Here is a 14,532-nt window from a genome sequence, read left to right as displayed (position 1 = left end):
GGACGGCACGGTCGACGGGCCGTCGAGGCGCCCGACTGGACTACGTCGCCAGGACCCGCCACGGTGAGGCGGTCGACAGCTTCACGACCACCGAGGGCGAGCGCGGCAAACGGGTGACCGACACCCTGGGGGAGTGACGGGGGCGTGGACCGGCGACGAGCTCCCCACCCGGTCGCCGGGTGGAGGTCGCGCACGCGCATCGCTCCGACGGGAAGATCGGGCCCGTGCGAGGCGTTCCAGTGCGTGACCCGCCGAGCCCCGGAGAACCGCCGTGCAGCGGCATCCGGACAGGTCTCGGCACAGGCGCCGACACCCTAGTCTGGAAGACATGCCGGAGTACATCTACACCATGCAAAACGTGCGCAAGGCGCACGGCGACAAGGTCGTCCTTGACAACGTCTCGGGGTCGTTCCTGCCCGGGGCCAAGATCGGCGTCGTGGGGCCCAACGGTGCGGGTAAGTCGACGCTGCTGAAGATCCTGGCCGGCATCGAGCAGCCGTCCAACGGTGAGGCGCGTCTGATGCCCGGCTTCACCGTCGGCCTGCTCGCCCAGGAGCCCCGCCTCGACCCCGACAAGACCGTTCTGGAGAACGTCGAGGACGGGGTCGCCGAGACCAAGGCGATGCTGACCCGCTTCAACGAGATCGCCGAGAAGATGGCGACCGACTACTCCGACGACCTGTTGGAGGAGATGGGCAAGCTCCAGGAGCAGCTCGACCACCGAAACGCCTGGGACCTGGACAGTCAGCTCGCCCAGGCCATGGACGCCCTGCGCTGCCCGCCCGGGGACGCCTCCGTCACCCAGCTGTCCGGTGGTGAGAAGCGCCGCGTCGCCCTGTGCAAGCTGCTGCTGGAGGCGCCCGACCTGCTGCTCCTTGACGAGCCCACCAACCACCTCGACGCCGAGAGCGTGAACTGGTTGGAGCAGCACCTGGCCAAGTACCCCGGCACCATCGTCGCGATCACCCACGACCGGTACTTCCTCGACCACGTCGCCACGTGGATCCTGGAGCTGGACCGCGGCCAGTTCTACCCCTACGAGGGCAACTACAGCACCTACCTGGAGACCAAGCAGGCCCGTCTGAAGGTCGAGGGGCAAAAGGACGCCAAGCGGTCCAAGCGCCTCAAGGACGAGCTGGAGTGGGTCCGCTCCAACGCCAAGGCCCGCCAGACCAAGAGCAAGGCCCGCCTCCAGCGCTACGAGGAGATGGCGGCCGAGGCCGACAAGACCCGCAAGCTGGACTTCGAGGAGATCCAGATCCCGCCGGGTCCGCGCCTGGGCAACACGGTCGTGGAGGTCAAGAACCTCACCAAGGGCTTCGACGACCGCGTCCTGATCGAGGACCTGAGCTTCTCGCTCCCGCCCAACGGCATCGTCGGCGTCATCGGCCCCAACGGTGTCGGTAAGACGACCCTGTTCAAGATGATCGTCGGCGAGGAGACCCCCGACGAGGGCAAGATCAACGTCGGTGAGACCGTCGACATCTCCTACGTCGACCAGTACCGCGGCCGGATCGACGACACCAAGAACGTCTGGGAGACCATCTCCGACGGCGAGACCTTCATCGAGGTCGGCAAGGTCGAGATCCCCAGCCGCGCCTACGTCGCCGCGTTCGGCTTCAAGGGTTCGGACCAGCAAAAGCCCTCCGGCGTGCTCTCCGGTGGTGAGCGCAACCGCGTCAACCTGGCGCTCACCCTCAAGCAGGGCGGCAACCTCCTGCTCCTGGACGAGCCCACCAACGACCTGGACGTGGAGACCCTCGGGTCGCTGGAGAACGCGCTGCTGGACTTCCCCGGCTGCGCCGTGATCACCTCCCACGACCGGTGGTTCCTGGACCGCGTCGCCACGCACATCCTCGCGTGGGAGGGCGACGCCAACTGGTTCTGGTTCGAGGGCAACTTCGAGTCCTACGAGAAGAACAAGATCGAGCGCCTGGGCCCGGAGGCCGCGCGCCCGCACGCGGTCACGCACCGCAAGCTCACCCGCGACTGACACCCGTCGCGCGCAAGGCCCCGCGGACCGGTTCCGGCCTGGTCCGCGGGGCCCTGCGCGTACCGCGGACCCGCGGGGACGGGGAAACCCGGTGTACCGACCGACGGGGATGTCGCTATCGTCCCGTCATGACGATTCTGTGGGTGCCCTACCACCTCGACGAGTACCTGCCCGACTTCCGGCCTCCGTGGCGCGGGCACACGGAGAGGGTGATCGCGCGGTTGCCGGACGCCGACGTGTGGAGCCGCATGGCGGTCCTGCACGAGGCCGTCGCCGAACGCGTCGCGGACCACGTCCGGGCCGGTCGGTGCCCCACGGTCCTGTCCGGTGACTGCATGGTCGCGCTCGGGACCGCCGCCGGACTGCAGAGGGCGGGCGTGGATCCGTCCGCCGTGTGGTTCGACGCGCACGGCGACGTCCAGACCATGGAGACCAGCGCCTCCGGCTACGCGGGCGGGATCCCGCTGCGCGTGCTGGCCGGATACCGGCCCGCCCCCGCGACCGACGGCCTCGGTCTGCGGCGGATCCCCGAGGAACGCCTCCTCCTGGTGGACGGACGCGACCTGGACCCGCCCGAGGCCGAGTACCTGCGCGGGTCGGCCGTCCGGCAGCGGGCCGTCGCCGACGTCGGACCCGAGGACCTCCCCGACGGGCCGCTCCTGCTCCACGTGGACCTGGACGTCATCGACCCCGACGAAGTACCAGGGATGCTCTTCCCCACGCCCGGCGGGCCGAGCGCCGACGCCGTCGTCGAGGCCGTCGGCCGGATTCGGGACACCGGCCGCGTGGCCGCCGTGAGTGTCGGATGCACCTGGCGGCCGGACCGCGACGAGGACCTGCCCGGCGGCGTCCGGGCCCGACTGCTCGCCGCTCTCCTGCGGGGCGGCGTCTGAGGGCGGGGAGAGCCGCGATCGGGCGGACCGGGCCGGGGATATTCCCATCGCCTCGACCCCCAGACCGGAGCCGGGGATGTCGCATACCCTGGTGGGCGATGACTTCCGCGCGAGATGATCACCAGAACCAGGGCGAGGGGCCGGTGCGAACGACGTTCTACGAGGCCGTGGGCGGGGAGGAGACCTTCACCCGCCTGGTCCGCCGCTTCTACGAGGGCGTTGCCGCCGACCCCCTGCTGCGGCCCATGTACCCGGAGGAGGACCTCGGCCCGGCCGAGGAGCGCCTGCGCCTGTTCCTCATCCAGTACTGGGGCGGTCCACGCACGTACAACGAACAGCGCGGCCACCCGCGGCTGCGGATGCGCCACTTCCCGTTCCGCATCGGCGCCGCCGAGCGTGACCGCTGGCTGGAGCTCATGCGCGCGGCGATGGACTCCCTGGAACTGCACGAGGTCCTCGACCGGCAGATGTGGGAGTACATGGTCATGGCGGCGCACAGCATGGTCAACGTCCCGGAGGAGGCCACGGCTCCGGCGGTGGCCGACCCGACGTCGTTGTCGGTGGCCTCGAAGGAGGGACGCGACGACGACGGGGGCGAGACCGTCTCCATCTCCCTGAAGTAGGGGACCGGGCGGCCCGGCACCCCTTCGCTCAGGAGTACTGGGCGAGGAAGGCACGCTCGGTGCCGTTGAGCCGCCGGGCGCTCTGCGTGGGCACGTCGAACCCGACCAGCACCGTCTTGGCGCGCAGGTACACGGTCGTGTCGTCGCGGATCTCGTAGGCCAGCGTGCAACTGGCGTTGCGGACCTCGGTCACCCACAGCTCCACCCGCACAGGGTCCTTCCTGGGCAGCAGCGGCGCCACGTAGTCCGCCTCCTGGCGGGCCACGACCATGGCGCCGAAGACCTCTTCGCCCTCCTCGACCATGCCGCCGTAGCGCATGAACGAGATCCGGGCGTCCTCCAGGTAGGTGAGCATCCGCACGTTGTTGACGTGGTGCTGGGGGTCGAGGTCGGCGTAGCGGACCTGGGCCAGGTGGACGTGCCGCTGCGGCAGGGTCTCGGTCCCGTTGCCCGCGGTCTCGATCTGTGTCACGTCCTGGTTCCTCTCGTGGGCGGCTCCTGGGGGGCGGACTTCACCGATTGTCCCAATCCCCCCGGGAGACCGCTCCACTGACCGGGCTCCTGGCGTGTGTCGTGGATCTCCCCACGACGGCCGAAGCCGCCGGTCAGGCCACCGACGCCCCCAGATGGTGGGCGAGGAAGGCCAGCTGTTCGGCGCTGAGCGCCACGCTCCGGCTCACCGAGCGAGAGCTGTGGCCGACCTCCGACTCGCGCCGCAGCAGGACCGGACGCTCCTGCGGGGACGCGGAGGTGGCCCACTGCATCAACGCGCACAGCTTGCGGGCGTGCATGGGGTCCACCCGGGTGTCGTTGTCGAACACGGTGAACAACGTCGCCGGGTAGCGGGTGCCCTCACGGACGTTGTGGTAGGGCGAGTACCCCAGCAGCCACCCCAGTTCCTCGGGTTCGTCGGCGCTGCCGTACTCCACGTTCCACAGCTGGCCCAGACCGAAGCCCTCGTAGCGCACCATGTCCAGCAGCGGGGCCGAGCACACCGCGGCGGCGAACAGGTCGGGGCGCTGGGTGACCATCGCGCCGACCAGCAGCCCGCCGTTGCTCCCGCCCATGATCGCGAGCCGTTCGGGAGTGGTGACCCCCGTCGCGACCAGGTGCTCGGCGGCCGCGGCGCAGTCGTCGAACACGTTCTGCTTGTTGGCGAGCATCCCGCCGCGGTGCCACTCCTCGCCCTCCTCCAGTCCGCCGCGCAGGTTGGCGGTGGCGTACACGCCTCCGGCCCGCACCCAGGCCAGGGTCGACGCCGAGTAGGAGGGGGTCAGGGAGATGCGGAAGCCGCCGTACCCGTACAGGATGGTCGGCCGGGGACCGTCCGCGGGTTCGGCGGGCGAGACCACGAGCATGCGCACCGGGGTTCCGTCCTTGGACGTGTACGTCACCAGCTCGGTGCGCACGTCCGGCAGGTCGCTGATCCGTCCGGGCGCGTCCGCCCAGTGCGACACGGCGCCGCCGCGGGCGTCGTAGCGGTACACCGATGACGGGCGGGTGCTGTCGGTGTAGCCGAACCAGGCCTCGTGGCCGCCCTCCGGCCGTTCCATGAGCGCGCCGATGGAGCCCAGGCCCGGCATCTCCAGTTCGCCGAGTCGTTCGCCGGTGGCCAGGTCGTGGCGGGTGACCTCGCTGATCGCGTGGCGGCTCCAGCCGACCAGGATCTCGGGCCGCTCCATCTCCGGTCCGTCCAGGATCGCGAAGTCCTCCAGGACCGCCTCGGGATCCTCCGCGACCAGGGTGGTCCAGTGCTCGGCACCGGGGGTGGTGGGGTCGGCCACGCACACGCGTCCGCGCGGGGCGTCGCGGTCGGTGTACAGGTACAGGCGTCCGTCCCGGCCCACGTGTGCGGACAGGGCGGCGTCCACGCCCTCCTGGATGGGTACGAGCCGGGGCGCGCCCGGGCCGCCCTCGGACAGGTCGGCGATCCACATGTCGGTGGCCGAGGAGGTGCCGCGGACCGCCAGCAGGATCAGCCAGCGCCCGTCGCGGCTCACGGTGACGCTGAAGTACTCGGTCTTGTCGCGGTCCTGGCCGAAGATGAGGACGTCCTGGTCGGTGGGGGTGCCCAGCCGGTGCAGGTAGACGCGCCGGTGGTAGCCCTCCTCGCCCTCGGGGACCTGGTCGGCGGGCAGCCGCCGTACGTAGTAGAAGGCCGAGGAGTCGGGCAGCCAGGCGATCGGGCTGTAGCGTGTGCGGTCGATCGGTCCGTCGACGGTCTCACCGGTGTCGACGTCCATGATCCGCAGGGCCGACTCCTCGTCGCCCCCCTCCGAGAGCTGGTGGGCCAGCAGCCGTCCGGAACGGTCGGGCTTCCAGGAGTCGAGGGTGGTCAGTCCGCTCGGGTCCAGGGCTCCGGGGTCGATCAGGACGCGTTCGGGGCCGTCGCCGTCCTGGACGTGGAGGACTCCGTGTTCCTGGTCGGCCGTGCGACGGGAGAAGAATCGGCGCTCGCCCCGCCACACGGGAGCGCCGACGTGCCCGGCGCCCATGAGCGACCGGACCCGCTCACCGAACCAGTCGCGCGCGCCGAACCCGGAGGAGGCCGTGGAGTAGAGGGTGTCCTGGGCGGCGGACCACTCCTTGGTCGCGGCGGTCTGGGGGTCCTCCAACCATCGGTAGGGGTCGGCGACCGTGTGTTCGTGCAGGTTGTCGACGATGTCCAGCCGCTCTGCCGGCGGGTAGCGAAGTTCACGCATACTTCGCACCCTATCCACCCATATCTCACGCCCGGTGTTCGGCGCGGCGGCACCGTGAAACGCGGTGTGGGCGGCGCACAATGAGTGGAGGAAAGCGGCGATACGCGCTTTCCGGGCGTCCTGCCGAAAATTGGGGTGGCGCTGAAGCGGTCTGACCACGCAAACTGAATGCGGGACGCGAGCTCGGCGGAAACCACCGGGAGGTCCGTGTGGCAAGGCGAACGGAACCACCGATCCTCGGATCGGTGCACAGGGAGGTTTCCTGGCTGGCCTATCGGCTGGCCGGGGAAGAGACACGGCCGCTGTACGCGGCGGCCGGGGCGAAGCGATGAGCGCCCGAAGCGGCCGGGAGGGCGGCCCACCGACCGCCCGCCGACACGTGCTGCTGCTCAACGCCAGCTTCGAACCACTGACGACCCTTCCCCTGCGCAGGGCGATCCTGCTCGTTCTGCGGGAGAAGGCGGAGGTGGTGCACGGAGACGAGGCCGGGGCGGTGCTCCACTCGGCCACGCGGTCGTACAACGTGCCGTCGGTCATCCGGCTCAGACGTTACATCAGTGTTCCGTACGGGCGCAGGGTGCCGCTGACGCGGGTGGCCCTCATGCGGCGGGACCGGCACACCTGCGGTTACTGCGGGAAGAAGGCCGAGACGATCGACCACGTCATCCCGCGCAGCCGCGGCGGGGCGCACGTGTGGGAGAACGTGGTGGCGGCGTGCAAGCCGTGCAACCACCGCAAGGCCGACAAGTTCCTGGACGAGCTCGGATGGGAACTGCACATCACCCCCAAGGTGCCCAAGGGTCCGCACTGGCGGCTGATCAACGGTGACCTGCACGGCGACCCCCAGTGGGAGCCCTACATGGCCCACCTGGCGGCCTGACGCCCCGGGGCCGGGGCCACGCGTCCCCGTCCGGCCCCGCGGTACCCCCTCGCCCTCCGCCCCGCCCGTGTCCGGGCGGGGCGGAGGGCGGTCGCGCGGGAGGCGCGGCCCCGGGGCCGGCCGCCGCATCCGTTCGGCGGGCGAGGGGCCGTATTCTGACCGCATGCCCAGATACGACTTCCGCTGCCGCGAGTGCGGCACCACCTTCGAGGTCTCGCGCCCGATGGCCCGCGCGAGCGATCCCGCCGACTGTCCGCGCGGCCACGACGACACCGTGCGCCTGCTGTCGACCGTGGCCGTGGGCGGACGTGCCGCCGCCCCCGCGCCCTCCGGTGGCGGAGGGTGCTGCGGGGGCGGCTGCTGCTCCTGACCTGGGGGCGGTCACCGTCAGGGGCTGATGGTTCGGGGGCACCCGACCACGGTCCCGCGCGGGACCGGGACGGGCGCCGCCTAGCTGTACTGACCTGAGAGGTTAGGAACACGGGAGGCGGGAGGGCCGCCGAGTGCGGTGTGGAACCGGTGGTGATTGTAGTGATGCAACCACTGCCCGAACGCCTCCCGCCGCTCGGCCTCGCTGGTGTAGGGGCGGGCGTAGGCCCACTCCTCGACCAGGATGCGGTTGAACCGCTCGACCTTGCCGTTGGTCTGGGGCCGGTAGGGGCGGGTGCGCTTGTGCTTGATCTTCTGGTCGGCGAGCACATCGCGCCAGGCGTGGGACTTGTAGCAGGCCCCGTTGTCGGTCAGCACCCGCTCCACCGTGATGCCGACCGACGCGAAGTAGGCATGCGCGCGTTCCCAGAAGCTGGTCGCGGTCTCCTTCCTCTCGTCGGCCAGGATCTCGCTGTAGGCCAACCTGGTGTGGTCGTCCACGGCGTTGTGGATGTAGGCGTACCCGACCTTGGAGCGGTGTTTGCGGCCCTGAGCGCGCCCCAGGGTCTTGTGGCCGCCGCCGGTGGGGATGTTGCCGAGTTTCTTGATGTCCACGTGCACCAGCTCGCCGGGCCGGGCCCGTTCGTAGCGGCGCACCGCCCGTCCGGTGGCTCGGTCGGTGTGGGCCAGACGGGCACAGTGGTAGCGGGTCAGGATCCGGTGCACGGTCGAGGCGTGCATGCGAAGGTGTCCGCCGATGCGGGCGGGTCCCCATCGGCGGGTGAGGCGGAGTTTGATGACGCGGCGTTCGCGGCGGGTGGGGGTGCGTCGGGGCGAGTGGTGGGGGCGGCTGGAGGCGTCGTGCATGCCCGCCTGGCCCAGCATCCGGTAGCGGGTGGCCCACCGCCTGGCGGTGGTGGTGCTGACCTGGAAGCGTTCGGCGGCCCGTCGCAGGGGCCAGCCGTCCTCGACGACACAGCGGGCCAGGGCCAGGCGTCCGGTGGGTGTGAGTTTGGCGTTGGTGTGGGTAGCGTGGGGCATCGAGGGCCTTCTGGTGCTTGGTGTAGACGTCGCAATCCACACCGTTACCGAAGGCCCTCTTGTCGTGTGTCAGCCGGGGTGGGTGTTACCAACCTCCGTGGTCAATACACCTAGCGTTCGATCTGTGAGACGTCGCGCGCCGCACCGGTCGAGGCGGAGGTGGCCATGGCCGCGTAGGCGCGCAGCGCCGCCGTCACCGGGCGCTGGCGGTCGCGCGGTTGGAAGCGGCCCAGCTCCTTGAGCAGTCGCTCCCGGCGGGCGCTGAGCTCGTCCTCGGCGACCTCCAGCACGATGCCGCGGTTCGGGATGTCGATGCTGATGACGTCGCCGTCCTCGACCAGGGCGATGTCGCCCCCGGCGGCGGCCTCCGGCGAGGCGTGTCCGATGGACAGCCCCGAGGTGCCGCCGGAGAAGCGGCCGTCGGTGATGAGCGCGCACGCCTTGCCCAGGCCGCGGCCCTTGAGGAAGCTCGTCGGGTACAGCATCTCCTGCATGCCCGGGCCGCCCTTGGGGCCCTCGTAGCGGATGACGACCACGTCGCCGGGCTCGATCTGCTTGGTGAGGATGCCCTCGACCGCGTCCTCCTGGGACTCGAACACCTTCGCGGGGCCGGAGAAGGTCCACAGCTCCTCCTCCACACCGGCGGTCTTGACGATCGCGCCGTCGGGGGCGAGGTTGCCGAAGAGCACCGCCAGTCCGCCGTCCTTGGTGTAGGCGTGCGGCACGGACCGGACGCAGCCCTTCTCGCGGTCGGTGTCCAGACTGTCCCAGCGGGTGCTCTGCGAGTAGGCCTTGGTGGTGCGCCTCCCGCCGGGGGCGGCGTGGAACAGCTCCACGGCCTCGTCGCTGACGGTGTCGGTGGCGACGTCCCACTCGGCGATGAACTCGCCGACGGTCTTGCCGTGCACGGTGGGCAGGGAGGTGTCCAGAAGGCCGCCCCGGGCCAGCTCGCCCAGGATGGCGGGGATGCCGCCCGCGCGGTGGACGTCCTCGATGTGGTACTTCTCCGTGTTCGGAGCGACCTTGCAAAGGCACGGCACGCGGCGGGAGACCGCGTCGATCTCGGTGAGGCCGAAGTCGACCCCCGCCTCCGTCGCGGCGGCCAGCAGGTGCAGGATCGTGTTGGTGGAGCCGCCCATGGCCACGTCCAGGGCCATGGCGTTGCCGAAGGCGGCCGGGGTGGCGATGGACAGCGGCAGGACGGAGGCGTCGTCGTCCTCGTAGTAGCGCTTGGCGGCCTCGACGACCAGGCGTCCGGCGTCCTCGTACAGGGCGCGGCGCGCGGTGTGGGTGGCCAGCACGGTGCCGTTGCCGGGCAGGGCCAGACCCATCGCCTCGGTCAGGCAGTTCATCGAGTTGGCGGTGAACATGCCCGAGCACGACCCGCAGGTCGGGCAGGCCGCCTCCTCCATCTCGTCCAGTTCCGCCTGGGAGACGCTCTCGTCGGCCGAGGCGATCATCGGGTTGATCAGGTCGAGCTTGCGGACCGTGGTGGCGGTGCCGTCGACCACGGTGACCTTGCCCGCCTCCATGGGGCCGCCGGAGACGAAGACGGTGGGGATGTTGAGCCGCAGCGCGGCCAGCAGCATCCCGGGCGTGATCTTGTCGCAGTTGGAGACGCACACCAGGGCGTCCGCGCAGTGCGCGTTGACCATGTACTCGACCGAGTCGGCGATGAGTTCGCGGCTGGGCAGCGAGTAGAGCATGCCGCTGTGGCCCATGGCGATGCCGTCGTCGACGGCGATGGAGTTGAACTCGCGCGGCACCCCGCCCGCCTCGCGGATCGCGCCGGCGACCACGTCGGCGACCTGGCGCAGGTGGACGTGTCCGGGGACGAACTCGGTGAAGCTGTTGGCCACGGCCACGATGGGCTTGCCGAAGTCCTCGCGCTCTACGCCGGTGGCGCGCATGAGGGCGCGTGCGCCTGCCATGTTCCTGCCGTGTGTGACCGTGCGTGAGCGTAGCGCGGGCATGGGGTGGGCTCCCATCGGTTCCGGGTGTTTCCCCTCGATGGTAGTCGCCCCGAAGCGGTGGTGCGGTCTCGCAGTCAAAGACGGGCTGTCCGTATCGTGAGATTGTGGGTGGGTGGGCGATCGCGGCGCGGCGGATCGGGTGCGCTGGTGGGGGTGTGGACACGCGAAAGGGCCCGGGGGGAACCACGGCGCCGTGGCTCCTCCTGGGCCCTCCCTGAGCGGACGGTTTCAGTGGCGAGGCGGCAGGACCTTCTTCGCCGCCTCGTAGATCTCCTCGATCTCGCTTTCGTTCAACCGGTCCCGGCCCGTGCGCAGCCACTTGCGGACCTTGGTTCCGGTGATGATGTCGACGCCGCGCAGCCGGTGGCTGTCCCAGGGCATCCCGGGACCGTAGATGGCGAGTGCGGCGCGCACCTTGATCTCGCGGCCCAGTTCCCGGTTGATGAGCTCCGTGGCCCGTTCGGCCTCCTCCAGCGCCTCGTCGATCCGCTCGTTCTTGCTGAAGCGGCCGTGGTAGAGCTTCTCCAGCTTGTTGCGGAGGGGCAGGCGCCGGTCCCAGGACTCGGAGTCGATGGCGAACGCGCCGCGGCGGCCCACGATGAAGTGGTCGATCTGGCCGTTGCCGCCGGGGACCGCGCGCGCGTGCAGGACGCGGTAGCCGAGCTGCTTCATCACCTTGAGCTGGACCTCGGTCTTGCGCTGGGCGGCCGAGGGTCTGCGCCACCGGGGGATCTCGGACTCGCGCCGGGCGCTGTAGACGGTGATCCCGGCCAGGGTGAACAGGCCGAGGGTGACGCCGATCCGCCAGTCGGAGGCGAGTAGGCCGAGTGCCAGCGCGACCGCCGCGGCGACAGCCGCGCGGATGGCCCACTTACGGGCGGTGTCGTTGGACTTCAGGGTTCCGTAGAGTGCCCGTGCGCCCGAATTGTCGGTTTTCTTGCGTTGGTTGGGAAAAAAGAGCTCTTCTGGGCTTTCCGCCGGAGACGGTGTGCTGTTCGGTTGGGTGCGATCGTTCTCTGTCGTTGCCGATTCCACGTCGGACAGGTTAGTTCCATCCATATCCGAGTCCTAGTGCATGACTTCTCACACTTTTCTTCCCGCGTTTCCGGGCCGCAGGGGTGTTCGGGAACCGGATCGCGGGGAAGAACCACCGTTTCGACGGTCTCTCTAGAGAGGGGCCGCCACTCCCGTGGTGCCCCGTGGCGTGCCCGCTAATCTGGTGGATCATGACCCAGATCCACGAACTTCCGGCACACCGACTCGCCGACCTGGTACGCCGTCGAGAGCTGTCCCCTCGTGAGATCGCTGAGCACTGTCTGGACCGGATCGAGCGACTCGATCCGACCTACGGCGGGTTCGTTGCGGTTAGTCCGGAACACGTGCTTGAACAGGCCCGATATGCGGAGAAGCGGGTCATGCGCGACACGCCGGACACCCTGCCCCCACTCCTGGGCGTGCCACTTCCCATCAAGGACCTGGACCTGCTGGCCGGATCACCCACCACCTTCGGCTCACGGGCCGTCGACCCCGTGCCGGCGCCCTTCGACGACGGAGCGGTCGCCGCGCTGCGCTTCGCGGGAGCCCTCCTCCTCGGCAAGACCAACACCCCCGAGTTCGGGTCCACCTGCTACACCGAGAACGACGTCGCCCCGCCCAGCCGCAACCCCTGGGACACCGACCGCACCCCCGGCGGCTCCAGCGGCGGTGCCGCCGTCGCGGTCTCCGCCCGCCTGGCCGCCGCCGCCCACGGGAGCGACGGCGGCGGATCCCTGCGCATCCCCGCCAGCGCGTGCGGACTGTTCGGCCTCAAGCCCACGCGGGGGCGGATCTCCGGCGGTCCCCTCAAACCCGACCTGGTCGGCCTGTCCACGGCCGGTCCCCTCACCCACACCGTGCTGGACGCGGCGCTCCTGCTCGACGCCATGGCCGGCGCACGGTCCGGAGACCTCTACGGCGCCCCGCCGCTCCCCCCGGGTGAGACCTTCGCCGACCACGCGCGCCGCGCCCCCGGGCGTCTGCGCGTCGGCCGCTACGCCGACGCCGGAAGCGTCGACGCCCCCGTCCACCCCCACGTCCGGGCGGCCTATGACGCCGCCGGCGACCTGCTCGTCGAGCTCGGCCACGAGGTGGAGGAGATCCCCACGCCGGGCGACGCCCACTTCGGCGGAACCTTCCCGGAGGACTTCGGCGTGCTCTGGGCCGCGATGGCCTCGGCCAGCCCCGTGGACCCCGACCGCGAGCACGACCTCAGACCGATCACCCGGTGGCTGCGGGAACGCGCCCGCGCCACACCCGTCCCCGACTACATCGCGGCCTGCGCCCGGCTCCAGCGTGGGGTGCGCTCACTGATCACCGCCACCGAGCCCTACGACGTGCTGCTCAGCCCCACCCTGGCACTGCCGCCGGTCCCGATCGGACACTTCGACCAAGGCGGCCCGGAGGAGGAGTTCCGCCGTATGACCGAGTTCACCCCGTTCACGTCGGTGTACAACGTCTCCGGACAGCCCTCCGTCAGCGTCCCCCTGCACTGGTCGCCGGACGGACTGCCCATCGGGGTCATGCTCACCGGCCGGATGGGCGGGGAGGGCACGCTGCTGTCGTTGTCGGCCCAGATGGAGGAGGCCCGGCCCTGGGCGCACCGCGTCCCGCCGGGGCTGGGATAGGGCGGCGCCGGGGCACCGGTCCCGGCACGGGCGGTCGCGGCCCCTACGGACGGTCCGCCCGGGCGAGGATCAGGCGCCCTCCCGCGCCGTGTCCACGTTCCGGGCGGCGCCCGCCACGGACCCCTCCGGAGCGGGCTCGGACCCGGACCCCGCCTCCGTGCCGGACGCGGGAACGAACACGCTCAGCGCCGCGGCCAGCGACGCCACGACAGCGGCGCCCGCGGCGCCACCCGCCACCCCGAAGCCGTCGATCAACGCCCCGATCATCGGGCCCGCGGCCGCGCTGCCGACACCCATCCCGGAGGCCAACCAGCCGAACGCCTCGGCGCGGCGGTTCGAAGGGGAGACGTCGCCCAGCCGACCCATCACGGCCGCCACGGTGGGCGCGATCGCCACCCCCGACAGGAACAGCAACGGCGTGATCCACAGCGGGGTGGGAAGGTGGACGACCGGCGGCATGAACGGCACCAGGACCGACAGGCCCAGCGCGGTGGCCAGACTTCGCCGCATCAGTCGCGGCCGCCCCTTCAACCCCCCGGCGACCGCGCCGCCCACGAGGGAACCCAGCGCCCACACCGACGCCAGCACCATCACGTAATGGGGTGAGTCCAACTCGTTGGCCCAGGCCACGACGACCAGGTCCACACCCACGATCCCGCAGACCAGCAGCAGGGACATCAGCAGCAGGACGCACAGAGCCGGGTAGCGCAGCAGGCTCCTCCTCGGTGCGGTCCCCGAGGAGGCCGAGGCGTCCTGACCGGGGACGGGGCTGCTCACCCCCGCCCGTCGCAGGGAGAGCGCGAACCCGACCGCGCCCGCCAGCGCCAGCACCGACAGCAGCGCCAGTGCCCACCGGGGACCGGCGTAGGCCACCACGCCGGCGGTCAGCACGGGGGAGAAGACGAAGAGCAGCTCCTGCGTGGTCGCCTCGGCCGCGTAGATCGCGTTGCGCTCGGCGCCGAAGGTCAGCCGCGGCCACAGGGCCCGGACGATCTGGTTCGCGGGGGAGCCGAACACCCCGGAGAACAGAGCCAGCGGTACCGCCAGCCACCACAGCGCCCCCGGCATCAGCGCGAGCGCGAGCAGACCCGCGCTGAACACCACCCCGCACACCAGCACCAGCCGGTCGCTGCGACCTCGGTCGGCCATCCTGCCGCGCAGCGGCCCGACCAGCGCCATACCCAGGGTGAAGGCGCCCGCGACCAACCCGGCGAAGGTGTAGGACCCCGTCCACTCCTCGACCAGGAAGGTGACCGCGATCATCAACCCGGGCATGTAGAAGCGCGCCACGAGTGACCAGGTCAGCAGGGACAGGACATGGGGAACGGCGAAGACACGCCGGTAGTTGGACAGCACCCCGTTCATTATGCACAGCGCGCTGACGGGCGGCGATCG

12 protein-coding genes are annotated in these 14,532 nt (G+C 70.8%); 6 read left to right on the top strand and 6 right to left on the bottom strand.

Translation table 11 applies throughout. The annotated features are described in order from the left end of the window. Nucleotides 1-328: 328 nt before the first annotated feature. The 3 genes from ettA (at nucleotide 329) to KIK06_RS14740 (ending at nucleotide 3,509) form a co-directional block, all read left to right on the top strand. Nucleotides 329-1,993 carry an energy-dependent translational throttle protein EttA gene (gene ettA, locus KIK06_RS14750; RefSeq protein ID WP_017600924.1) on the top strand — a complete coding sequence of 555 codons (1,665 nt, stop codon included), beginning with the start codon at nucleotides 329-331 and terminating at the stop codon, nucleotides 1,991-1,993. A 128-nt stretch (nucleotides 1,994-2,121) separates the two neighbouring features. Beyond that, nucleotides 2,122-2,886: an arginase family protein gene (locus tag KIK06_RS14745; protein ID WP_268643562.1), complete on the top strand. Its 765-nt coding sequence runs from the start codon at nucleotides 2,122-2,124 to the stop codon at nucleotides 2,884-2,886. Nucleotides 2,887-2,984: 98 nt separating this feature from the next. After that, entirely contained in the window at nucleotides 2,985-3,509 is a 525-nt protein-coding gene (locus tag KIK06_RS14740; protein ID WP_026128012.1) for a globin, read from the top strand. 28 nt (nucleotides 3,510-3,537) lie between these two features. On the opposite strand, the gene KIK06_RS14735 is transcribed toward KIK06_RS14740, so the two are convergent. Together KIK06_RS14735 and KIK06_RS14730 are read right to left on the bottom strand one after the other, a co-directional pair. Continuing rightward, a complete protein-coding gene (locus KIK06_RS14735; RefSeq protein ID WP_017600921.1) occupies nucleotides 3,538-3,981 on the bottom strand; it encodes an acyl-CoA thioesterase in 444 nt (147 codons plus the stop codon). A 133-nt stretch (nucleotides 3,982-4,114) separates the two neighbouring features. Then, the gene (locus KIK06_RS14730) at nucleotides 4,115-6,211 is read right to left on the bottom strand and encodes a prolyl oligopeptidase family serine peptidase (protein ID WP_268643560.1); all 2,097 of its coding nucleotides are present in this window, start codon (nucleotides 6,209-6,211) and stop codon (nucleotides 4,115-4,117) included. A gap of 379 nt (nucleotides 6,212-6,590) precedes the next feature. Between KIK06_RS14730 and KIK06_RS14725 the strand changes: the two genes are divergently transcribed. Both KIK06_RS14725 and KIK06_RS14720 read left to right on the top strand, forming a co-directional pair. Then, nucleotides 6,591-7,091, top strand: a complete 501-nt coding sequence (locus KIK06_RS14725; RefSeq protein WP_017600919.1) for an HNH endonuclease — start codon at nucleotides 6,591-6,593, stop codon at nucleotides 7,089-7,091. 163 nt (nucleotides 7,092-7,254) lie between these two features. Continuing rightward, complete coding sequence (locus tag KIK06_RS14720) at nucleotides 7,255-7,461, top strand: FmdB family zinc ribbon protein (RefSeq protein ID WP_017600918.1); 207 nt, start codon at nucleotides 7,255-7,257, stop codon at nucleotides 7,459-7,461. An 80-nt stretch (nucleotides 7,462-7,541) separates the two neighbouring features. Here the strand turns inward: KIK06_RS14720 and KIK06_RS14715 are convergent, their stop codons facing one another. From KIK06_RS14715 to KIK06_RS14705, 3 genes are all read right to left on the bottom strand, one after another. Then, the gene (locus KIK06_RS14715) at nucleotides 7,542-8,501 is read right to left on the bottom strand and encodes an IS481 family transposase (RefSeq protein ID WP_268643050.1); all 960 of its coding nucleotides are present in this window, start codon (nucleotides 8,499-8,501) and stop codon (nucleotides 7,542-7,544) included. A gap of 110 nt (nucleotides 8,502-8,611) precedes the next feature. Next, nucleotides 8,612-10,474 carry a dihydroxy-acid dehydratase gene (gene ilvD / locus KIK06_RS14710; protein ID WP_083924308.1) on the bottom strand — a complete coding sequence of 621 codons (1,863 nt, stop codon included), beginning with the start codon at nucleotides 10,472-10,474 and terminating at the stop codon, nucleotides 8,612-8,614. A 228-nt stretch (nucleotides 10,475-10,702) separates the two neighbouring features. Then, nucleotides 10,703-11,509, bottom strand: a complete 807-nt coding sequence (locus tag KIK06_RS14705; RefSeq protein ID WP_017600916.1) for a nuclease-related domain-containing protein — start codon at nucleotides 11,507-11,509, stop codon at nucleotides 10,703-10,705. A 191-nt stretch (nucleotides 11,510-11,700) separates the two neighbouring features. On the opposite strand from KIK06_RS14705, the gene KIK06_RS14700 reads away from it, so the two are divergent. After that, nucleotides 11,701-13,137: an amidase gene (locus KIK06_RS14700; protein WP_268643557.1), complete on the top strand. Its 1,437-nt coding sequence runs from the start codon at nucleotides 11,701-11,703 to the stop codon at nucleotides 13,135-13,137. Between the two features lie 69 nt (nucleotides 13,138-13,206). Here the strand turns inward: KIK06_RS14700 and KIK06_RS14695 are convergent, their stop codons facing one another. After that, a complete protein-coding gene (locus KIK06_RS14695) occupies nucleotides 13,207-14,493 on the bottom strand; it encodes an MFS transporter (protein WP_268643555.1) in 1,287 nt (428 codons plus the stop codon). Between the last annotated feature and the right edge of the window lie 39 nt (nucleotides 14,494-14,532).

Origin of the sequence: Nocardiopsis sp. EMB25, from assembly GCF_026797795.1 — a bacterium.
Taxonomy (GTDB): Bacteria; Actinomycetota; Actinomycetes; order Streptosporangiales; family Streptosporangiaceae; genus Nocardiopsis; species Nocardiopsis lucentensis.
This window is presented reverse-complemented; position numbering and strand designations above follow the sequence as displayed.